This is a genomic window from Lentisphaera marina, from assembly GCF_028745505.1.
Lineage (GTDB): Bacteria > Verrucomicrobiota > Lentisphaeria > Lentisphaerales > Lentisphaeraceae > Lentisphaera > Lentisphaera marina.
In genome coordinates, this window is sequence record NZ_JAQZZL010000002.1 from 1,132,856 (window position 1) to 1,156,650 (window position 23,795).

The 23,795-nt window shown below is 40.2% G+C and carries 13 protein-coding genes; 8 read left to right on the forward strand and 5 right to left on the reverse strand.

Annotation, left to right across the window (positions count from 1 at the left end; all coding sequences use genetic code 11):
* The first annotated feature begins 69 nt into the window (after window positions 1–69).
* Both PQO01_RS15575 and PQO01_RS15580 read left to right on the forward strand, forming a co-directional pair.
* Window positions 70–4,161 carry a DUF1549 domain-containing protein gene (locus tag PQO01_RS15575; RefSeq protein ID WP_274315010.1) on the forward strand — a complete coding sequence of 1,364 codons (4,092 nt, stop codon included), beginning with the start codon at window positions 70–72 and terminating at the stop codon, window positions 4,159–4,161.
* 12 nt (window positions 4,162–4,173) lie between these two features.
* On the forward strand, window positions 4,174–5,607 hold the full coding sequence (locus tag PQO01_RS15580; RefSeq protein WP_274315011.1) for a DUF1501 domain-containing protein: 1,434 nt from the start codon (window positions 4,174–4,176) through the stop codon (window positions 5,605–5,607).
* Between the two features lie 94 nt (window positions 5,608–5,701).
* Here PQO01_RS15580 and PQO01_RS15585 read toward each other — a convergent pair whose 3' ends face one another.
* The gene (locus PQO01_RS15585) at window positions 5,702–6,781 is read right to left on the reverse strand and encodes a tetratricopeptide repeat protein (protein WP_274315012.1); all 1,080 of its coding nucleotides are present in this window, start codon (window positions 6,779–6,781) and stop codon (window positions 5,702–5,704) included.
* Window positions 6,782–6,962: 181 nt separating this feature from the next.
* Complete coding sequence (locus PQO01_RS15590; RefSeq protein ID WP_274315013.1) at window positions 6,963–7,394, reverse strand: helix-turn-helix domain-containing protein; 432 nt, start codon at window positions 7,392–7,394, stop codon at window positions 6,963–6,965.
* Window positions 7,395–7,569: 175 nt separating this feature from the next.
* On the opposite strand from PQO01_RS15590, the gene PQO01_RS15595 reads away from it, so the two are divergent.
* On the forward strand, window positions 7,570–9,090 hold the full coding sequence (locus tag PQO01_RS15595; protein ID WP_274315014.1) for a hypothetical protein: 1,521 nt from the start codon (window positions 7,570–7,572) through the stop codon (window positions 9,088–9,090).
* A 10-nt stretch (window positions 9,091–9,100) separates the two neighbouring features.
* Here the strand turns inward: PQO01_RS15595 and PQO01_RS15600 are convergent, their stop codons facing one another.
* Window positions 9,101–10,942 (reverse strand): LamG-like jellyroll fold domain-containing protein, encoded by a 1,842-nt coding sequence (locus PQO01_RS15600; protein WP_274315015.1) that lies wholly within the window; start codon window positions 10,940–10,942, stop codon window positions 9,101–9,103.
* Window positions 10,939–11,451, reverse strand: coding sequence for a sigma-70 family RNA polymerase sigma factor (locus tag PQO01_RS15605; RefSeq protein WP_274315016.1), 513 nt, complete (start codon window positions 11,449–11,451; stop codon window positions 10,939–10,941). The genes PQO01_RS15600 and PQO01_RS15605 overlap by 4 nt, the downstream gene beginning before the upstream one ends.
* A 168-nt stretch (window positions 11,452–11,619) precedes the next feature.
* Here PQO01_RS15605 and PQO01_RS15610 point away from each other — a divergent pair, with 168 nt between their 5' ends.
* Both PQO01_RS15610 and PQO01_RS15615 read left to right on the forward strand, forming a co-directional pair.
* On the forward strand, window positions 11,620–14,481 hold the full coding sequence (locus PQO01_RS15610; RefSeq protein ID WP_274315017.1) for a PSD1 and planctomycete cytochrome C domain-containing protein: 2,862 nt from the start codon (window positions 11,620–11,622) through the stop codon (window positions 14,479–14,481).
* 9 nt (window positions 14,482–14,490) lie between these two features.
* On the forward strand, window positions 14,491–15,855 hold the full coding sequence (locus PQO01_RS15615) for a DUF1501 domain-containing protein (RefSeq protein ID WP_274315018.1): 1,365 nt from the start codon (window positions 14,491–14,493) through the stop codon (window positions 15,853–15,855).
* Between the two features lie 80 nt (window positions 15,856–15,935).
* Here the strand turns inward: PQO01_RS15615 and PQO01_RS15620 are convergent, their stop codons facing one another.
* On the reverse strand, window positions 15,936–18,152 hold the full coding sequence (locus PQO01_RS15620) for a TonB-dependent receptor family protein (protein ID WP_274315019.1): 2,217 nt from the start codon (window positions 18,150–18,152) through the stop codon (window positions 15,936–15,938).
* Between the two features lie 288 nt (window positions 18,153–18,440).
* On the opposite strand from PQO01_RS15620, the gene PQO01_RS15625 reads away from it, so the two are divergent.
* The 3 genes from PQO01_RS15625 to PQO01_RS15635 all read left to right on the forward strand — a co-directional run bounded on the left by PQO01_RS15625 (window position 18,441) and on the right by PQO01_RS15635 (window position 23,793).
* Window positions 18,441–20,138, forward strand: coding sequence for an arylsulfatase (locus PQO01_RS15625; protein ID WP_274315020.1), 1,698 nt, complete (start codon window positions 18,441–18,443; stop codon window positions 20,136–20,138).
* Between the two features lie 147 nt (window positions 20,139–20,285).
* Complete coding sequence (locus tag PQO01_RS15630; protein ID WP_274315021.1) at window positions 20,286–21,542, forward strand: DUF1501 domain-containing protein; 1,257 nt, start codon at window positions 20,286–20,288, stop codon at window positions 21,540–21,542.
* A complete protein-coding gene (locus PQO01_RS15635; RefSeq protein WP_274315022.1) occupies window positions 21,526–23,793 on the forward strand; it encodes a PPC domain-containing protein in 2,268 nt (755 codons plus the stop codon). The genes PQO01_RS15630 and PQO01_RS15635 overlap by 17 nt, the downstream gene beginning before the upstream one ends.
* The last annotated feature ends 2 nt before the right edge of the window (window positions 23,794–23,795 follow it).

Sequence of the window (23,795 nt, forward strand, 5' to 3'; positions counted from 1 at the left end):
TTTTTAAATTACTAGTACTATAATTGCTTAACTTTTAATATTTTATAAATTTTAAGGAGATGCCTAAGCATGAAGCTGACTTCACTACTCGCTTTCACCACCATCACTAGCTCTCTATTTGCCGTTGACTTTCATAGGGAAGTTAAGCCTATTTTAGAAAGTCAATGCATTAAGTGCCATGGGCCTAAAAAAGACAAAGGTTCATTGAGGCTTGATACTTTGGCCGCAGCTCTTAAAGGTGGCGACGAAGGCGAAGCTATTATTCCCGGTAATTGGGAGCATAGTCTCTTAGTAGAAAGAGTCGCACTCAAACCCAATCATGATGATATCATGCCTCCCAAAGGTGAGCCTTTAAACATCATTCAAATCGAAATCCTAAAGCAATGGATCCAAGATGGCGCCAAATGGCCTAAAGATGTGGTATTGGTCGATAAAAGTTCCAGTGGTAAAAAACTCAACAAAGATCAGATAGCTAATGTCATGCGCGGCATTGGGCACCGTGTGCTCACAGCCGGAAAGGGTAAAATTGCCATTGTCGATGAAAAAGGAACGATTGAGTGGCAGTATAAAATTGGTCCTTATCATGATCTTCATTATCTAGAAAATGGTAACATCTTGACGCAAACAAACATGCAAAAAATTATTGAGGTTGACCCAAAAAGCAACAAGCTTGTTTGGACTTATAATGCTGGAGTCATGAATGGCAACAAGGGTAAAAGCGTCGAAGTTCACGCCTTTCAAAGATTAGATAATGGTCATACGATGATTGTTGAGAGCGGTACCGCACGTATCATCGAAGTTGATCATCGAGGAAACATCCACCATGAAATCAAACTCAAAGTCAATAAGCCTAACTCCCATTCTGATACTCGACTCGCACGTAAATTAGCTAATGGCAACTACCTAGTTTCACATGAGAATGATGGTTTCATTCGCGAATACGATTCAAAAGGTTCAGTCATTTGGGAATACGAGATCCCCCTCTTTGGCAAAGCCAAAAAAGGTGGTCATGGGCCAACAGCTTGGGGCAATAAAACTTTTTCTTGCCTGCGCTTAAAAAATGGCAATACCCTTATTGCCACTGGCAATGGACACTCCGTAATAGAAGTCACGCCAAAAAAGGAAATCATGTGGCATTTAAAACAAAACGATATTCCTGGTGTCACTTTGGCTTGGGTCACAACACTGCAAGTCCTCGATAATGGTAACTACGTGATTGGTAACTGTCATGCGGGTCCCGATAATCCACAAATTATTGAAATCACTCGTGATAAAGAACTCGTATGGCAATTCAAAGATTATGCTGGTTTTGGCAATAGCGTCTCAAACTCATTAGTCATAAGTCCCAAACAAAGTGATGAGCAATTTTTTGCTGAAAAAGTTCACCCTATCCTCAAAAAGAATTGCTTCGAATGCCATGGTCATGATGAAAAACATATGAAATCTGATTTCTGGTTAGCCTCACGTACAGATCTATTGAAAGGTGGTGATTTGGGCCCCACGGTTAATCTTCAAAACCCATCACAATCACGCTTATTGCATTTTATTAATCACCTCGATGCAGACATGCAAATGCCTCCTAAGAAAAAACTCAAGGATTCTCAAATCGAAATTCTTACTGAATGGATTCGCCGTGGTGCTCCTTACAAAAATGAACTGGAACACGTGCTCGTAAAAAAGAATGAAGTGAACGAGCAAACTAAAAAGTTTTGGGCTTATCAGCCCGAAAAAATGCCGACCATTCCAAAAGTTAAAAACGAAAAATGGCTAAGTAATAATATTGATAGTTTTATTCTGAAAAAATTAGAAGACAAAGGTTTAAGCCCAGCTTCAAAAGCTGATAAAAAAACACTCATTCGCCGGGCTTATTACGACCTCATTGGCCTTGCTCCTTCTCAAGAAAAAGTTAAGGCTTTCCTTGCCGACAAATCGGCTAATGCCTTTGAAAAAGTCCTCGATGAACTTCTCGCCTCAAAACAATATGGTGAAAAATGGGGTCGTCACTGGTTAGATCTTGTACGCTATGCCGAAACTAACGGTTATGAACGCGATGGTGCTAAACCACAAGCGTGGCAATATCGTCAGTGGGTTATTGATGCTTTTAACAAAGATAAACCCTACGATCAAATGATCATGGAACAACTCGCTGGAGATGAACTCGATAAGCCTACACGAGAGACAATTACCGCAACAGGCTACTACCGCTTAGGCATCTTTGATGACGAACCTGCTGATCGACTACAATCTGTCTACGACGAATACGACGACACCTTAAAAACAACGACAGAAGTTTTCATGGGCATGACGGTTGGCTGTGCACGCTGTCATTCCCACAAAATTGATCCCATCCCCATGAAAGATTATTATGGCATGCTCGCCTTTTTTCACAATATTAAACCATATAGTCGGACTAATCACCAAAATAGTATCTTAAGCAATGTGATAAGCGATAAACGCAAACAGGAAATCACCGCTTATAACGCTAAGATCAATACCAAACGAGCCCCCTTATTAAAGGAAGTAAGTGAAATAGAGGACGAGCTATCGCGAATCAGTCTAATAGCGAAACCTGATATTAAAAATTTAAAATTTAAGTTCTACCGATCTTCTTGGACCAAGCTTCCCGACTTCGACATGATCAAAGCTGAGGAAGAAGGACAACTTGAACACGGTTTCTTTGACATTTCTAAAGCTTCCCGTAAAACTGCCTTTGGCTATGTTTTTGAAGGTAAATTACAGGTTCCGAAAGATGGCCTCTATGCTTTCTACTTAAACTCTGATGACGGGGCTCGACTTTCGATTAATGGTAATAAAATCTTAGAGTTTGATGGTATTCATAATTTTGCATCTAAAGACCATAGCCAGAGTATATCGCTCACGGCTGGTGAACAGGATATCAAACTTGAATATTTCCAAAATCTTCATGGTCTAGGCCTCAAGGTTCAATGGAGCGGACCCAGTTTTAAAAAGAGACATCTCTCACTTCCGAATGTAAGCTTAAATTCAAGTAGCCTTGCAAAAGTCATGCGTAGCGAAGGAGTTAAATTACTCGGTAAAAAGAAATTTGATCGCTATAATCAACTCAAAAATCAACTCAATACTAAATTAAAGCTTCGCACTCCAGCAGAATATGTTCTCTCCGTAAAAGAACATGGTCCAAGTCCACCCATAACGCACTTACTCATACGTGGCAGTGCTCATGCTAGAGGCGCAGTAGTTGAACCACATTTCCCAACTATTCTCACAGAGAAAAAACCCAATATTAGCCCCACAAATTCCAGTAGCGGACGTCGAAAAGCTCTCGCTGAATGGTTAGTAAAGGAAAGCCCCATGACAGCAAAAGTCATGATGAACCGCGTTTGGCAATTTCATTTTGGGCGAGGTATAGTTCGAAGTGCAAATGACTTTGGTAATCTAGGTGATAGTCCGACTCATGAAGACTTGCTTCACTACCTCTCGGTAAAGTTCAAAGAGAATGATTGGAGTTTCAAGAAAATGCATAAGCTCATTATGCTGAGTTCTACCTATCAAATGAGTTCAAAAGCTAATGATAAAGCTTTGGAAGAGGACCCTCGCAACGATCTTTTTTGGCGATTTAATATGCGTCGCTTGAGCTCTGAAGAAGTTCGTGATTCAATCCTAGATGCAACGGGTAAGTTGATGGACAAACATGGTGGTCCAAGTGTCTATCCCGAAATTAGTAAAGAGGTTTTAGCGGGGCAATCAAAAGTTACTTGGCCTGTTAATTACGCCAATAATCCCGACCACCAATACCGTCGATCCATCTACACTTTCACTAAGCGTTCACTCATTCTTCCCGTTATCGAGAGTTTTGACGGAGCTACGACAGATACTTCTTGTGCGGTTCGTTTTGAGACAACCACACCAACGCAGTCACTGAGTATGATCAACTCGGATTTTATTAATGAAGCCGCCGAGGACTTTTATCAACGTTTGAAAAAAGATGCTGGTGCGGATGAAACAAAAAGAATCCAACTTGCTTGGCAACTCATCACATCTTCAGAGGCTAGTAGCAAAGAAATTAAAATTGCCCAAGACTTTATTTCGAACTTTACAAAAAGTACTCAGAATCATGATAAGGCCTGGCAACAGTTTTGCCTCATCATGCTTAACCTCAATGAATTTATTTACTTAGACTAAGGAGCTCAGATTATGAATAGAAGAAATTTCCTCCGCGATATGGGTGCTGGCTTCACCTCATTAGCCCTAGCAGACATGCTCAGTAAAGATGGTTTTTTAAATTCGACTGCACATGCAGCAGATGGTTCAGCATGGCAAAACCCCCTCCTAGAAAAAGCTCCCATGTTTGCCCCAAAAGCAAAATCAGTTATCTTTCTTTTTATGTATGGTGGTCCTTCTCAAGTTGATACTTTTGACTATAAGCCCCTACTCTATAAACTTGATGGAAAAACTATTCCGGTTAAAACTCATGGTCGTGGCGGCCACAAAAACACTGGCCGAGTCGTTGGACCAAAGTGGAACTTCAAACAACACGGAAAAAGTGGTCAATGGGTTTCGGAGTTATTCCCTCATTTAGCGAAACACGTCGATGATATTGCCTTCATTAAATCGATGCAGGCCGACTCTCCCATCCATGGTTCGGCGATGCTGCAAATGAATTCGGGACAAATCATCTCTGGTAGCCCAACAATGGGTTCTTGGGTGAATTATGGTCTTGGCACTGTCAATCAAAACCTTCCTGGTTATGTCGTTATGCTCGACTCAAAAGGTGGTCCCATTAGTGGTGCAAAAAACTGGACATCCGGTTACATGCCTGCTTCATATCAAGGAACCATGATGCGCTCTAAGGGTGCTCCCATCCTTGACCTTAATCCACAAAAGGGAATGACGCGTGATCAACAAGGGCTCATGCTAGATACACTCAAACAGTATAACTCGCAGCATTTAGCCGACCGTATTGACAATACAAATCTCTCAGCTCGTGTGGCGTCTTATGAACTCGCTTTTAATATGCAGAAACACGCCCCCGAAGCTGTCGACTGGCAAAGCGAGAGTAAAGCGACTAAAGAGATGTATGGTATCAACGATAATTACACTCAAGAATTTGGGACCAAATGCCTCATGGCTAGAAGAATGGTCGAGCGAGGCGTGCGCTTTGTTCAACTCTACTCTGGTGGTGGTCATAATGATGACAACTGGGATGCTCATGGTGACCTAGTTAAAAACCATACGCATCACTGCCGAAGAACTGATCTTCCCATTGCTTCACTACTCAAAGACCTTAAGCAGCGTGGTTTACTGGACGAAACCCTCGTCGTTTGGGGCGGTGAATTTGGTCGTCAACCCACTGCGGAGTACGCAAAAGGTACTGGACGTGATCACAATGCTAAAGGCTTTACCATGTGGATGGCCGGTGGCGGTATAAAAGGTGGTGTCTCTGTAGGTCAAACCGATGAACTCGGCAACGAAGCCGTAGAAAATCCATATCACGTTAATAGCTTGCACGCAACGATTCTCCAGCTCATGGGACTCGATCCCAATGCCTTGAGTTACTTCTATGGTGGCCTCGATAGAAAACTTGTTGGTGTAGAACATACCAAACCCATCCATCAAATAATGGCTTAGAACTACCGCCTACTCAAGAAAAAGTCCTTGCGATCTCCGCAAGGGCTTTTTTAGTTAAACAAGACAAATTTCTTCTCAAAAACTGTCGTGTTAACTAATTAAGTTCTTGCTCATTTAAACTTTTTTGCGCTTTACTCTTTTTCTTAATTCGCTGTCTTATAATAAGTAGAATGATAATGACAATGACTGTTATCCAAGCCCCAAAGAAGATGGCACCTGCATCTAGTCTGTAGCCTTTATAAATCCCAACTGTCAGTGGGAGTTCTCGATATACCTCCTGCTTTTCCATTTCCTGAAGAACGCTATCAATGCTTTTAGCTTCACCAGTTCTTTCAATGAGTTCTGCATCAACTCTTTTAAATTCTTCTACCCAGACTTGAGCTTGCTGTGATGGTCTCCCGATTGAGCGATATAATTTATGACGATCTTCAACAACTTCGCCCGATTGTTTATGTTTTAACCATTGTTCACGTAATAATTTTACCTTGCTGTGAATGTTCATCGAACCTTCCAGGTTATAAGCTCTCCCATAAGCTAAAGCGGCTAATTGGTAATCGCCTTCTAGGTAAAGTACATCACCTAAAATAAGGTATGCATCGGCAAACATGTAGTCATTTTTTATTAGGCTAATGAGGTATTCCTTATTAGCGATCTCCGCATTTTCTTGTGCTTTTGCATCATAAGCCACACCAAGGAAGTTAACTGTAGGATCATCACTTGCCAAAGATTTACACATCTTCAGATAATAATCACCTAAACCCATGTGCCCCTCAGATTTTATCTCGAGTGATTTCTCTATGTATTCTGCGGCTTTCGCAAAGTCTTGTTTCTTTTTGTATAGAACTCCAAAGTTAGCAGCGGTCTCATATTTCCCCGGATGTAGTTCTTCATTCTTCTTAAGTTCATCTTCAGCCTTTCGATAATTCCCCAGTTTTATATAGGCCACCGCCAAATCATTCCGAGCAAAAAAGTTGCTATCATCATTTAGCAAGATACTTATAGCTTCCTTAGCTTGAAAGCGATAAAACTCTGGGCTTCGATGAGCGAACTGGCCCATAACTATATAAGCTAAATCATTCGTTATCCTCTTCTCATCTAAACGTGAGTATGTAGAATTTACACATGCATAAAGTTGAAATGCAACTAGGACTAAGACACAGAATAATTTTTTCATAAGAAACTCCCTATTGTTTTATCAAATACTATCATATAATATCAAAAACTATAATAAGTAATCATTCGAACTGCAAGTGTATTTTTCAATAAACCCAAAAAAGCGGATCACAAGGATCCGCTTTATAAGCTTTAATTAGTCCATCCACAGATTACTTCTATGTGGATGAAATAGACAAAGACTATTTATCTAGAGTTTTTGATTCAGTATCTATGTCCTTTGGTTTTAATGCCTTGAGTTTTTCTGTATCACCAAAAAAACTTATGTGCCCACACTTCTCACACATATAGGAAGTGTTGGGGATATTAGAGTCTTTTAAGGTCCAGAATTTGGATTTTTCTGGATAGAAATAGAGCTTGCCAGTCCCTCGATAAGAGCCTTTGCACATTTGATCACTGTGGCAAGCTGGACAGACTTTTTTGACTAATTGGATATCTTTTTGACTGGGAATCACCTGTATACAAGAATCTAAATCTTCTTGTAAGAAGCGCGTATTATCGCCTATCTTCCTTACTGTAATTTTGCCGTCACGCATCCAACGATACAAGGTAGGTTCGCCAATACTCAGGTATTCGGCAGCTTCTTTAATGGTGTACCAACGAGGACTAGTCATAATTTTCTCCTACTATCATTTGCTTTCATTAACTTTAGTCTGTTTTTAATAAAAACCCATAGAAAAGAGCTTTATTGACTCAGATTTCATCAAAAAGATCATAAAAAAGCTTGCGGAACCATATTTAGATAGTTTATGATAGTATATGATAGTTAAATAAACTAGGAGAAACAAAATGAATGATGAGATTGTGAAAAAAGTCAAAACCTACCTTTTTCAAAATGGAGGGAGTAGTATTTATTGTTTAAGCGCCCTTTCGATTATTTGGGGTATTTACCAGATTATGTCTCCCATTTTACTAACAGAGCAAATCCTCGAAAAGGTTTTAAGTATTGCTAGTCTTTACCTTTATGAAATTGCACTCATAGCTTGTTTTATATTCCTTCTCATCAAAGAAAAAATTCGCACCGCATCGCTGATTATTATCTTGGCAATTTTTTATATGGCCAGTGGCATCATCCTTAATTCCCTCGCCGGAGATGATGCCCCATTAAGCTTGAGTTTGGGAGCTGCCTTAAGTCTTTTTTCCTTGCTCAAATTATGGTTACTCAAAAAGCATGGGCAAATCAATTTTTCTAGAATAGAATTAATCGGGATCATTGCACTTTCGATCATCAACTTCATGCTCCCAGGTTATTTAGCCTTACAATTAGAAAGTAACCTCGACCCTAGCATGCCATGGCGTTATTCATTGATCGCCGCTTTTATTTGTCTTATTCTAAACTTCAAACCTCAGCTTAATCCTCTCCTTGAAAATAATTTCACTCTCGAAAAACTTTTCCTTTTGATCATTTCTTGCGTCAATTTATTAAATTTCTTAGCACTAGATTATATTTTCTCAATAGCCTATACAATCAGAGATTTCTATCCTCTAATTTTCATCGGTGCTTTTTATTTACTCGATTATTTTTGTATTAAAGTCAAGCAAGTTCGATTAGCCATAGCGCTCTGCCCTGCATTGCTATTATTCCTTTCAGAGTTGTACTGGAAGTTTTCTAATGAAATCATGCAAGTTAATGCTTTACTGAGCCTAAGTGCCGTAGCTTGCTTATTGCTTTGGAAAAAATACCGTTATGATAGCATGGCTTATGTAGCTGTCTTTTATTCCACCACCATCGTTTATCTCGACTTATTCAAACTTCATCATTACCGTAGTTCTGTTATTTTCGTACTTGCGGCCTATGCAACAATTCTCGCTTGGTCATGTTACCGCAAACATTTATTAGGCCTACTTATCTTTGCCTTAACAGTGAGTTATCACTTACTGGACAAAATGCCTGTACAAGAATTTTTACATAGTTTTAAATGGTCGGAGTCGTCAGCCTTCTTCACTATTCTAGCAATTATTTTACTTAGCCTCAACCGCATTTGCACTAAAGATAAATTCATTGACTCATTACTGATGTTCATGCTTGCTGGCTCACTCTTCTTTCTACCTTCAAGCCTATCTTTCGGCGGTAGTCTATTCTGCCTTGTTACTAGCTTGATCTATTATAAAAAGATCGACAACAAAACGGCTGCCTTAATTATATTAGCTCCACTCAGTAAACACCTGATATTTTACATACAGAGCATGAGCGGCTGGCATTATATTGCTTTTAGTTTCATACTCCTCAGCTTTGGCACTTGGGTCAATATTCGTAAAGCTAAACAAGAACCTTCTCCAAAAAAGAGGCCTTTAAAGACTGATACTTAAGATTTTAGATCTATAGCCCTGATATATTCTTAATTGATAAAGGTCGATTAAAGACTTTAACATCGCAAATGCGACCTTTCATGAAGTTAGCTCCCCAAGTCCCAATCTGTAATACCTGTTTTGAGTAAAGGTTACCATGCCCCTGAGAACTGGTGACTAATTCACCATCGATGAAAATGGATTGTACTCCTTTGTTAAAACGAAAACTTAAATCATACCAGCGTTTCTCTTTAAGAACTTGACTCGAAATTGTATCGTTACCAAAATGCGCTTGATATGGATGCCCCCTTCTAATCAAGAGTACAAGCGTAGAATTTCCTTCTACGGGTTTTTTATAAGCCGTTGAAAATATGCCATCATCTGGGCGGTTATTTGGCATCAATTCATCAAAATAAACACGGCAAGATACTGTATAAGGACCATTCAAACCAAGTTCATCAGCCTTAAGGTGTTGCAGGAAATCCGATTTGCCATTCAGCTCCAAGACCGCCCCCATCTCTGGGTCGTTGACAAATATGGGCTCACCTTTAACTGATACTTCTATGCCATTAGCACGGTCCACAAAATCTTTGCGCAAGGGCAAATCACAAGTTAAAGCGGATTGCATTTCATCTTGACTTAGATCCGGAACTTCTTTAGTACTTGTGTAAAATAAATCTTTGCTCTGAATGGCGGAGACTTGGCCTTCCGCGTCTATTTCCTCTAGGGAAATTAAAACTTCTCCAGAATCTTTTTCTTGTCCGCCAATTGTTCTGAGTTCTAAAAGGTTAAAGCCTTGCTTAAAGGGGACTTCTACTTGTCCCTTTTTATCTAAGTCATAACGTTTTTCATTCACACGTAAATGCGCTGATCGCAAACTCTTAACTCGCAATGTTTTGACGCTGGCTTCAGGAACAGAATAATGAGCTTTTAACACCATTAAAAAAGGATTTACACTCATAAAGCTTCGATGCGTTGGGGCGGCACGTACATAACCATCATAAGCTCCGCTGTAGTAATTAAAGTCACTCCTCACACCATGGTCAATCAATTCCATATCTGTCTCAAGAGTTAAAGTTTGAAGGTCACTTTTATAATAAAAGAATTCAACTCCCTGAAAGATATTGGGGATGATGTGTCCCCCATCTTTCTCTTCCACTCGGAATGATTCGGTGTCAATTCTTTGACCTGCTTCAACAAGTACTGAATCCTGCTGTCCTCGATTCAGTTTCACTTTCCCACTAGAGACCCAAAGCTGGGTTTCACCTTTGTCTGATAATGAAAATTCTGTGCCAATAATTTCTGCTTCACCTTCATTCGTTTTGATGATAAAGGGTGAATTTTGCTTTTCTAACTTAGCGCGAATCTCTCCTTGCTGTAAGTTGATGTAGTTACAATCTCGGTTGACAAAGTTTACACTACTATTTTCCATTAAGAAAATCTGGCTATCTTGCTCTTGAACATCTAAACGAACTTGTCCACCTTCTCCTACAAGAATTTGATCTCCTTGCTTAATTGCAAGGATATTGCTGATCATTTCACCTTGGCGAATTAATTTAAAATTCGTGCTCACTGAATGGATTTTCAAAATAATATCTGGTGATTGTTGATTGGATGTAAACAAGACAAAGCCCGTAATTAAAAGTGCGGCTATCGCAAAGCTCCACTGTAAAAAAGGAAATTTATGTACTTTTACAAGTTCCTCTTCTTGGCTGTCAGCCCACTCCTTTAAGTCACTGTGTTGTTGGATAGATTGAAGATAAAATTCAAAAGCTTCATCTGATTTGGAAATGAGTTTTTGCAAGTGTTTTTCTTCATCTTTTGTAGCTTCTCCATGCAGGCATTTATCAATAAGTAATTCGAGCTCTTTCATATGGAAATTTTCTCCACGACACAAACTTTTAAAACTTTTCTCAAACGAAATAATTGGATACGTACTTGCTCTGCACTGCGTTTGAATAAATCAGCTAACTCATAACTCTTTTTCTTATCACGGTAACGGCCAAGTAAGAGTTTTTTCTGTTCATCCGATAAGTTATTAATACATTCACTTAAGGCATCTTGGCGTTCATCACTATTGATAGAGCTATCATTTAAAAAGAATTGCTCAGCATTAATCATCTGAACTTCATTGAGTAAGTTTTGCGTGCGCAGAAAGCGTCTCTTAGAATGTAAAGCTTTGTTACGGGCAATCCCGAAGAGCCAAGATTTAAACTCCGCTTTTTGAGGATCAAAACTTTCAAACTTTGTCCATGCAGTCGCTGCAACTTCCTGCAAGAGGTCATCTGCATCACTGAAGTTGGGCACTAATGAACGAATGTACATGTGCAGGTGGTGCTGCGCAGGTGCAAACTGCCGTATAAACTCTGTATTATCTTTCATAAGCTCACCTTATCTTTATCTACTATTTCCCCAGACTTCATTTTTGTTACCAAAAAATATAATTAATCTGCATTTTTTATTATTATTAACATTTTTTGAAACATTGATGTAACAAAGCAGTTAATTTGGGAAAGAGAGTGTAATCAGAATTTAAAATACGGAGTTCTCATGAAGAAAATCTTTCTCAGCTCATTGATCCTATCCTCACTTGTGGGGCAGGCCCATGATATCAGTTTTAACAAAGATGTCCTACCCATCCTATCTGACAAATGTTATGCCTGCCATGGCCCAGATGCCCATGATATCAAGGGGAAACTTCAACTCCATACATTTGAAAATGCTGCTACTGAGCGTCATTATACGAGTAAGAGTGGCAAGAAGAAAATCCTTGACCCCGCTATTATACCAGGCAAACCCGATGAAAGTTTAGTCTGGGAACGTATTATCTCGGATGATGAAGATGAAGTCATGCCTCCACATAAGCATCACAAACCTTTAAGTAAAAAAGATAAAGAAATCATCCGCCAATGGATTGCAAGCGGAGCTGAATATGAACCACATTGGGCTTACACCAGTATAAAAGCGCCCAAAGCTAACATCGACCAACTGGTTGAAAAGAAGCTCAAAGAACACAAGCTCGAATTTAATACAGAAGCAGATAAACGTACCTTGATTCGTCGTCTGAGTTTTGATCTACGTGGATTGCCTGCGAGCCCTCAAGAGATCCAAGCTTTTCTTCAAGACAAATCCCCTGATGCTTGGCAAAAACTTATTGATCAATTCTTAGCTTCCCCCGCATTTGGGGAGAAAATGGCAGTTATGTGGCTCGATCTCGTACGCTATGCGGACACCGTAGGTTATCATGGCGATCAGATTCAACACGTCGAAGCCTACCGTGATTATGTGATTAAGGCTTTCAATCAAAACATGCCTTTTGATCAATTCACCAAAGAGCAATTAGCTGGTGATTTACTGCCAAATCCGACACAGGATCAATTAGTTGCCTCTGCCTATAATCGCCTCAACATGATGAGTCGCGAAGGTGGTGCCCAAGAAAACGAGTACCTTGCTAAATATGCCCAAGATCGCGTAGCTACGACTTCAATTGCATGGATGGGCAGCACTCTAGCTTGTGCCGAATGTCATGACCATAAATACGATCCCTTCACTGCGAAAGATTTCTATTCTTTTGCGGCCTTCTTTTCAGACATTCAGCAAGTTGGTGTTTACAATCGCAACCCCTCTGCTCCCGGTGGTTTAAGTAATAATGACCCCTTCCCTCCTTACATCACGCTGAATCAACCAGAAATCGACGCTGCTTTAAACCCGATAAAAGCAGATCTAGCCAAATCTGAGGCTATTGTCAAAAAACACCATGATGCCATGAAATTTGACTCTGCTGAACAAGAAAAACTTAACACTCTATTCACGGTGCATGCGGATGCACAGATTGACACTAATAAAATCACCCTGCCTGTTAAATTTGATAAAGCCACGGGACAAATTGCATTTGAATTCCCTAAATCCGATAAAGCTATCCCTAAACTCAAAGCTTTAAGTGTTACTAAAGATGGCAAAGCTATCACTTTTAAAAATGCAGATGCCAGCCATTCTCACGGAGGCTATCACCCCCACTTCCTCATTCATAAAAACCCTCAAGGCTGGAAGGCTAACCACAAACAAATGCAGGTTTTAGTAATAACTCCTCACCATAATTTGGAAGGCGACTACCAAATTAACCTTGAATTTGAAAAAGCCCCAGGGATTAAAGTAAAGGTATCTTCTTACACAGGCTGTTTTTATACGGGTAAGCACCTTAAAGCTTTACGTTCTGGCAAAGTAAATGAAAAGAAAAAAACTCTTCTCTATTTAAGCAATGCTGAGTACAGAACTCATGAAGGAAAAGTTGGCCAACTTAAAAACAAACTTAAATCGACCGAAAATAATACTCGCGAAATCTGTCAAATCACCGTCGCGGTAAAACCTCGTCCTATGCGCCTCCTACCAAAAGGGAATTGGCAAGATAATAGTGGCGAAATCGTCGAGCCCGCAGTCCCCAGTTTTTTAGGAAAAATCAATAAAGAAGGACGCGCCACACGCCTTGATTTAGCTGAGTGGCTTACTTCATCCAATAACCCACTAACTTCACGTGCCCTCGCAAATCGTCTATGGAAACAATTCTTTGGTCGTGGTCTCGCTGCTGATGTTACCGACCTCGGTGCCCAAGGTCAAGCTCCAGAGAATCCAGAATTACTCGACTACTTAGCAACTCAATTAAAGAGTAACTGGGATATAAAGGCCACCATTAAATCTATTGTTAGCTCCCGTGCTTATCGTCAAAGTAGTAACGCCAAAGATGAACTTAAAAAACAAGATCCTTTTAACGATTACTTAGCGCGCCAACAATCGCGCCGTTTAGATGCTGAGTTCCTACGTGACAACTTGTTAGAAATCTCTTCTTTACTCGTACATAATCAGGGTGGGAATGCAGTTAAGCCCTATCAACCCGTAGGTTATTATAAAGACCTTAATTTCCCAAGACGAGTTTATAAAGCAGATAAAAATGATCAACAGTACCGTCGAGGTGTTTACATGCATCGCCAACGTACTTTTCTCCACCCCATGTTAAAAGCTTTTGATGCTCCGAGTCGTGAACAATGTGTCGCTGCGCGTTCTGTATCCAATACTCCACTACAAGCCCTTAACTTACTCAATGACCCGAGCTTTGTGGAAGCCGCAAAAAACTTTGCACAAAGTACCATCACCCTATTTGAGAATAAAAACATGAGGCTGAACTGGATGTTCGAGAAAGCCACTGGGCGTACTCCAGACAATACAGAATTACTGCAACTACAAAACATCGCCGATAGTGAAATTGCTTATTATAGCAATAAACCCAAAGAAGCTTCTGAGCTCTTAAGTACGGGGCTCAAAACTGTTGATTCAAAACTTGATCAAAAGGAACTAGCTGCTTGGACCTCTGTCGCTCGAATCATGCTTAACCTTCACGAAACAATAACGGTATACTAGGAGATTATTATGAATAGAAGATCTTTTTTCAAAACTACTGGTGCTCTTGGTTTAAGTGCAGCTCTTCCCATCAATGCTCATGATGCCCTAGTCCCTGGCTTTCCAAATTACAATCCAAAAATAAAGCGCGTTATACACCTCTGTATGGCAGGTGGCATCTCACAATTAGAGAGCTTTGATAATAAACCTCTACTCAGAGAAATGGACGGCAAAGTCATGCCTGAATCCATGACCAAAGGTAAACAACTTGCTCAGTTACAAGGTGCAAAACTCAAATGCTTCGGTGGTCGCTTTGACTTTCAAAAACATGGTAAATCAGGACTCGAGATCAGTGATAAGTTCCCTCACCTTGCCAAGCATGCCGATAAACTGTGCGTCATAAACTCCATGCATACCGATCAGATTAATCACGACCCTGCTCATACGGTATTTAACACTGGAACAATTTTGCCTGGTCGCCCAAGTATGGGTTCTTGGGTCAATTATGCTGTAGGGAGTCAAACAAATGACTTACCTGGTTACGTTGTTCTTGTTTCACAAGGTGGCGGCCAAGGTCAGCCCATTTCTTCTCGTCAATGGAGTAACGGTTTCCTCCCGGGTAAAACTCAGGGAGTACAATTTAACTCAAAGGGGGATGCTGTACATTACGTTAACTCTCCCAAGGGAGTTACACTTGAGCATCAATCTCGCCTTATTGAGAATATCGCAAAACTTAATAAACACCTCCGTACAAAGAAAAATGATCCAGCAATTGAAACTCGTATAGCTCAATATGAGCTCGCACTTAAAATGCAAACTTCCGTCCCGGAATTAACTGACTCATCTAAAGAAAGTAAAGCCACCTTAGAAATGTACGGCTGTAAGCCTGGTGACGGCTCCTACGCTTCAAATTGTCTCATGGCTAGAAAACTTGCTGAAAATGGAGTGCGTTTTATTCAGCTCTACCACCGTGGTTGGGATCACCATGGAAATATAGAAGGTGCTTTCCCCAATGCAGCTAAACTCACTGATCAGGCAACTTCAGCGTTGATTACGGATCTTGATCAACGAGGCATGCTAGAGGACACTCTCATTATCTTTGGTGGTGAATTTGGCCGAACTCCCATGGCTCAGGGCACTGGCCGAGATCACCATATGTCAGCCTTTACCCACGTCGTACTCGGCGGCGGTATCAAGGGTGGGATGAACTACGGTAAAACTGATGAATTTGGATATGAAATTGCAGAGAACCCCGTTCATGTCCGCGATATGCACGCCACGATTCTCCATTTACTGGGAATTGATCACCATCGCCTATCGGTTAAATTCCAAGGTCTTGATAGTAAGCTCACTGGCGTACACAAAGCCAAAGTCATCAAAGAAATCCTTGCCTAAAAACATCTCTTAGCCTAAAACATAGACATAAAAAAAGAGTCCAATTGATGGACTCTTTTTTATTTTATTTTTCTATGTAATTAGAATTTATATTCAAATCCAGCATAGAATAAACGAGGTGAACCACCGCGAATGTCTGTTGGGTGGTGAGCAGCTTCGTACTCTTCGTCAAATACATTGTAGACATTGAAAAGTACGCGAGCATTTTTATCAATGCTATAATAAGCTGACCAGTCGACCACTACGTGAGCATCCGTTTTTGTATTATTTTCAGCTGAAACATACATCTCGTCAACAAAAGTAAGATTGACGTCTGTACCCCATCTTGAGAAATGAAGACCTGTACCGATGTTATATTGGAACTCAGGAATGTAAGGTGTGTCTGAACCATCTTTTACACCATCGTAGAATGAACCTGTATCACTTAGGTTATCGTTAACATCTGTCACTTCTGACTCAGTCCATGTGAAGGCAAATGTCCATGGGTTAGAGAAACCCCAGTTATTAATACGGCCTGCATCAGCATAAGCAGAAAGTTCTAAACCGTAAGTTTCGCCATCACCAATTGTACGACTTTCAGTGGCACCAGAAGCTTGTGAATCTGGATCGTAAATATCCTCAAGTTCACTAAAGAAAACAACAGCTTCCGCACCATATTTTCTATCAATTTGGTTATAACGTAGACCTAATTCATAGTTGATGGATGATTCATATTTAGCACCAACAACTGCATCGGGAGGTCCAACTACAGAGAAACCTTTGTGAACGCCACCAAAGAGTTGATACTCTTCATTGAAGTCATAAGCAAAACCGAGACTTGGTGCCCAGATGTCTACATCTGACTTACCATCATCTTCTTTACCTACTGTATCGTTGTTATAGTCATAACGAATATGCTCGAAACGCACACCTGGTGTTAAGGTTAACTTATCAGTTAACTTCATGGAATCGTAAAGGAAGAATGCCACTGAATCAGTGTGGTAATCTTTATTTCCGTCTGAACCTTTAGGATTTGTTGTTTTACCAGTTACACCATAATTACCATCTGTATCGATGTACTCAGACCAAGAGTAATCATCATACTTATCCGTATGTAAACGTGTACCAATTTTTAGATCGTGTTCAATACCAGCTGTATCAAAGTTCCAATCCACTTCAGACTGTAAACCAACCTGATAGTAATCACGGTTATTATTTTTCAAACGAATAGTTCCTGGGGCAGTACCACGAAGAACATCTGTACCAGGATCACCTTTAATTTTATGCCAGTTACGCTTAAAGCGATTGTAGTAAAGTGTATTCGTTAAGCTGATATCATTATTAAGTTCGATGTAATGCTTTAAATAAGTACGAACGGCTTCCGTATCCATGTGATCCCACTGAGTACCCCAGTAACGATCATTAGGATTACTATTAAAATCCTCTCTCTTTAGACCATTGTAAGAAAGGTTTCCTTCCATGTCAGTATAAGCAACTTTTAACTCTAAGTATTGATATTGAGAAGTTTTTGGCTCAAAGCGCAATTTGAGCATTGGCTCAATTTGGTGATTAATACCTGTATTACGATCGCTGTGTTGTATATCTTGAAAACCATCATTTTCACGGTAGTAACCTTCGAATAAAAGACTTAATTTACCTGCTTCTAAATCGTAAACATCGCCCCAGTACATATGAGTTTTCACGTCATTATCAGAACCAAAAAGCTGCTTCCAGTAAAAAGTTTCACCGTCAGTAGGAACTGGAGTCGATACATAGTTAACGACACCACCAGTTGTATGAGGTCCGTATTGTACTGAACCTGCACCTTTAATAACTTCGATACTATCCATGCGACCTGCGTTTGGTGCGTAGTAGGCATCTGGAGCTGAATAAGGAGCTGGAGCAGCCGTAATACCATCTTCCATCAAAGTGATTTTTGCAGAACGGTGAGAGTTTACACCACGCATAGAGATATTTGGAAAGAGACCATAACCATCTTCTTCACGAAGATTTACACCTGGTACTTGATAAAGAATGCGATTGATATCTGAGTAGGAGTGCTTTTGAAGATCTTCATTATCAATTCTTTTACTACTACCTGTGATTAAATGACCACCTTCGGGAATGATTTGTCCCGTGACGATAACTCTTTCACTTTCTACTGCTTCTGAAGTTGTTGCCTCTGCTGCTTTTGGAGCTGAAGCCTCTTTATCTTTATTTGTTTCGGGAGAAGCTTGGGCTGCTTTAGCTTCTTCTGCCATGACACTAGCACTTAGTGCGCAAGAAATTGCGAAGTACTTAATGAATTTTTGGAGCATTGCGTTTGTCCTATTGTTATTGAGATTTAATCACAAGTTTAGCTTACTGTAATTGATATTCAATCTTAATTAGATCTTTTTTTAGTCTTTTTTGACTTTAAATCAAACATTTGAAAATTACTCAAATAAAAAACACTTATGTAAATCCTATTGATAGACAGAAAATATAATTCTCTATTGGGTACTTAAAGTTTGAGGGATTTCATGAGATTTACAATGAAATGGGACACTATTCGCAACTCTGCGGTGTAAAGTTTTATAATTCTGTAATTAATATTTAGGTACGACATGCTAAGACAAATCATTTTTCTACTGACATTTAGTTTTTACATAAGCGCTGATGAACGCCCCAATATCATTGTTATTCTTTCTGATGACATGGGCTACACCGACTTGGGCTGTTATGGCGGCGAGATCAATACACCTAATCTCAATGATTTAGCTAAGGAAGGTTTGCGATTTACGCAATTTTACAACACTGGACGTTGTTGCCCTACTCGTGCCTCTTTGTTAACGGGTCTTTATCCACACCAAGCAGGAATTGGCCATATGATGAGTGACAGAGGTGAGAATGGCTACCGTGGTGATTTAAACAAAACTAGCGTCACTATTGCAGAAGTTTTAAAACCTGCAGGCTACACTAACTATATGGTTGGCAAATGGCACGTAACCAAAAACCTTCTCAATGATAAAGAAGAATCTCAATATAACTGGCCACTCAATCGAGGCTTTGACCGTTTTTATGGAACCATCCACGGAGCTGGTAGCTTTTTTGATCCCAACTCTTTAACACGAGATAATCGCTATATTACACCCGAAAATGATACCGAATACCAAACAAATGAATATTACTACACAGACGCCATTTCTGATAACGCTATAAAATATATCAATGAGCACGATTCAAAAAAACCATTTTTCATGTACGTCGCTTATACTGCAGCTCATTGGCCCTTGCACGCTTTGCCCGAGGACATCGCCAAATACGAAGGCAAATATGATCAAGGTTATGAAAGCATTCGTCAAGCTCGTTATAAAAAGGCTAAAGATTTGGGGGTTATTCCAAATGCTGAATACACTCCAACAATCGGAAATTGGGATGCTGTCGAAGATAAAGAATGGGAATCTGCTCAGATGGAAGTTTACGCCGCCATGGTTGATCGTATGGATCACGGGATTGGCAATATTGTTGATACTTTAAAACTCAATGGACAACTAGAAAATACACTCATTCTTTTCATGCAAGATAATGGTGGCTGTCAAGAAGCCTACGGACGTGACCCCAAGGGACCCCGTGTTGAGCGCAAAGCGAATATTGGTGCAATGGGAAAGGATGAGTTGCAATACGATATGACCCCACAAAAGAGTCGCGAGGGGTTCCCAATGCGCCGTGGCCACGTGATGCCTGGCCCAGCTGACACCGCTATTGGCTATGGTCTTAACTGGGCCAATGTCTCCAACACTCCCTTCCGCATGTACAAACACTATGTTCACGAAGGAGGTATTTCTACTCCACTCATAGCTCACTGGCCCAAGAGAATTACAAGCAAAAACCAATTACGTCACCAACCCAGTCACCTCATAGATATTATGGCCACCTGTGTTGAAATAGCCAAAGCTGACTACCCGAAAGAATTCAACGATGAAGATATTAGTCCTATGGAAGGCATCAGTCTAATACCGATCTTTGATGGACAAGGTCAAACACGTCCCTACCTGCTATGGGAGCATGAAGGAAACCGTGCTTTAAGAATAGGAGATTGGAAAATCGTCGCAAAGGGTCGCCATGGTCAGGATGACGTACCTTGGGAACTCTATAATTTGGCCGAAGATCGTAGTGAGGTAAATAATTTAGCCAAACAAAATCCTGAAAAACTCGCATCCATGATTAAGTTCTGGACTGAACAAGCCGAAAGAACACTCATTACTCCTTGGCCAAAGAACAATAAAAAAACTAAAAAGAAGAAAAAAACTAAGAAACCTTAATTGAAGTATAAACTCATGTGTTTGAAGAGCTTTTGAGTTAAAAAGGCCTCATTTCTTTAAAAAAATCCAAACTGAACAATTTTTATGTAAGAAAGCTTCCTGACTTTGCGTATATTAAATTATACTAATAAAGATCAATGGTGCATCATGATAAATCGCAGAAGTTTTTTTAGAACTGGGGCCGCTCTGGGTGGTGCACTTTCCATGCCAAGTTTAATGGCCAAGGAAAGTAGTGTAAAAGCCAAATCCGTTATTCACATTTACCTTCCTGGGGGTCTTTCCGCCCAAGAAAGTTTTGACCCCAAGCCCTACAACCCCTCTGAATATCGTGGTCCCTTTAGTTCTATCACTACAAAAATCACTGGTGAACGCTTTAGTGAAAACCTACGCCACACGGCTCAAATAGCCGATAAGATTTGCGTCATCCGCAGCATGACTCACGGCGAAGCCGCTCATGAACGTGGCACTCATAATATGCTTACGGGTTATCGCCCCAATCCAGCCGTGGTCTATCCAAGTTTAGGTTCAATTACTGCTCAGCAGTTAGGTACAAGAAATGCTATCCCCCCCTACATTTGTATTCCGAAAGCCTTCAACGAATATTCTGGAAGAGGTTTTTTAAGTAGTGCTTATTCTCCTTTCTCCACGGGTGGAGACCCCTCCAGCAGTAAATTTAAAGTTGAAAACTTGCAGCGCCACGGCAAGCTAGATAAAGAACGATTTGAGCGCAGGAGAGATATTCTAGCGAATATCAATCACATGTCTGAAATTAACCATGAGGCGGAAATAGTTGCTGCCATGAATTCATTTAATGATGAATCATATAAACTCATGAACTCTGCTTCGGCAGTGGCTGCTTTTGATTTAAGTAAAGAAAGCAATAAAACCAAAGATTGGTATGGTCGCAATCAAACTGGTCAGCGCCTACTACTTGCTCGACGCTTAGTCGAGGCCGGCTCTCGTTATGTAGCCCTCACTGCAGGTGGCTGGGATCACCACGACAAAATACGCGACGGGATTCGCAAGCACCTTCCCCCACTCGACCAAGCTTATGCAGCACTGATCAAAGACCTCGATCAACGTGGCTTGCTTGATTCTACTTTAGTGATTTTAAATTCTGAATTTGGTCGCACTCCGAAGATCAACAAAACTGCGGGACGTGATCATTACCCAAAAGTTTTCAGTATGGTCATGGCTGGTGGCGGCATTAAGCGTGGGTATATACATGGTAAATCCGATAGCACGTCGAGTACTGTAGAGGACAACCCCGTAGAAGTTGCGGACTACGCAAGAACGGTTTACACCTTAATGGGTATCGATCCAGATAAAGCTATTATGTCGCCAGGAGAAAGGCCCGTGCGTCTCGTTTATGGAGGTCAAGTCATCAATGACATCTTGGCTTAAGTTCTTATTCCTACTTCTTTCCTTTCAAATCAATAGTTTTGCCTTAGTTGAAGTCTCGAAACTATTCCCTGCCGGAGCTCAAAAAGGTACTGATGCTCATTTTTTATTAGAAGGTAAAAACTTGGCTCATGCCAAAGATATTTTATTCTACAAAACGGGCATCCATTTTGAAAAAATGGAATTAGAAAAGAATAAGTTAAAGCTTCACTTAAAAATCTCTAAAAAAGCCTCCACCGGTTTACACCCCTTTCGCATCCTTGGTGAGGATGGCTTGAGTAACATGCGTTACATTCATATTGCTCCTTTTCCTGAACACAAAAAAGCGTCCAACATATTCAGTTTTGATAAGGCTCAAGAAGTCAGCATTCCCTGCACTGTAAATGGCCAACTCAATGGTCGACAAATAGATCATTACCGTTTCGAACTTAAAAAGGGGCAGTCATTAAATGCTTCACTGACTTGTATGGACTTGGCTTTAACTTTCACTGATTGCCAAATTAAAATCTTTGATAAAGATAAAAAGCAAATTGCCTATAATGATGATTGCTTACTTCTTAAGCAAGATCCAATGATTAGCTTCACGGCGCCCTACACTGGCGTATATTATGTTCAAGTACATGATTTTCGTTTTGGTGGTGGCAATTATAGACTTCATCTATCTCCCAAATTTAATGGCGTACAAGTTTTCCCCGCAGGTGGTCCACTCAATCAAAAACAAAAAGTTCTTTGCCTATATCAAAATGGTACGAGTGCACAAAAAGAAATTGATCCACAAAATCAAACTGGAATCAATTCCGTTTACATTGATAAAGACTCCATTCACCACATCTCTTTTCATGTATCTAAACACAAAAACTTTTTCGATCAAGAAAAAGGTTACGAAAGAGATAAAGCCACTAGCTGCGATGCTTTTCCCCTCGCCCTGAATGGTCGCTTGGATCAAAAACAAGATGTTGATTGGTTTAGTTTCAAAGCTCCCAAGGATGGACAAATTGAAATTCAAGTTCTCGCCCGTCAGTTGCGCTCTCCCATCGATGCACTCTTGGAGTTCTATAGCAGTCAAGGAAAGCTCATCAAAAAGCAAGATGATAGTGGCTCACTTGATCCAAAAATCATTACTAAAGTTAAAAAAGACGAAACTTACTTTATAAAAATCCGCGACTTTAACAAGAACTTCTCTCCGCTTGCCGTTTATCGTATTTTAGTGGACTACCAAGAAGCTCAACTGAAATTAAGTCTGAGTCCTTCACAACAAAGAACTCATCAGGGGCAACTCCTCAATATAAGTCCAAATAACAATCAATTACTAATCTTCGATTTAAATAGAGAAAATGCGGATTCCGCAATTAGCTATCAATTTTCAAATCTTCCTTCAGCACTAACTTATAAAGTTTTAAGCCATCCTGAAAAAAGCACTAAAATACCGGTCTTATATTCACTTAAAAAGGATAGCCCTTTGCAAGCCCAACATATTTCTGCTCAGCTAAGTAACAAAGAACTTAGCAAGGGCGAATACAAAGAGAGTTTAATTATGCTCATGGGCCCCAATAACAAAGAATACCGACACTATTCAGGAAATACTTTAGCTTATGCAAGTACCGTTCCTTCACCATTTAGTCTAGAGGTGCTCCCCAATACTAGTCCCATGCCTCGATTTGGCACTCACACAAGTAAAATCCGCATTCATCGCCAGGAGGGTTTTAAAGGAGAAATCACGATCAAAGCAAAGTCCGTCTTAGCGGGCCTTTCCATGAGGGATCAAATAAAAATCCCCGCGGATAAAAACGAAGTCGATTATAGCATACAAGCATCATCCAGTACCCCACTTGGGAATTGGCCTTTTGTTTTCAATGCTACAGGCTATGACAAAGGCAAAGTTTTTACGCTGAGTTCTGATGCTCAAGAACGAAAAGTTGTCGAACATTATTTTGATCTAAAAATGCTTCAGTATTCTCTTCATCGCGGCAAAGAACGTGAAATCACCATTGATATAAATGTACATAAAACTCCCGACTTCCCCATAAAGGCCAGTCTCAAAGGTCTTCCCAATGGTGTCACTGCTGAAGATATTGTGATTAACAAAATTGATGAAAAACTAAGCTTTAAAATTTCTGCAAATGAGAATGCCAGTTATGGATATCACCGCAATTCCTATGTCTATTTTGAGTTCACTCATGAAGGGCATAAACTCAACCAAAGTTTGCGTACTAATGGAACTATCTATGTTCCCAAACCGAAAAAGAAGAAATAAAG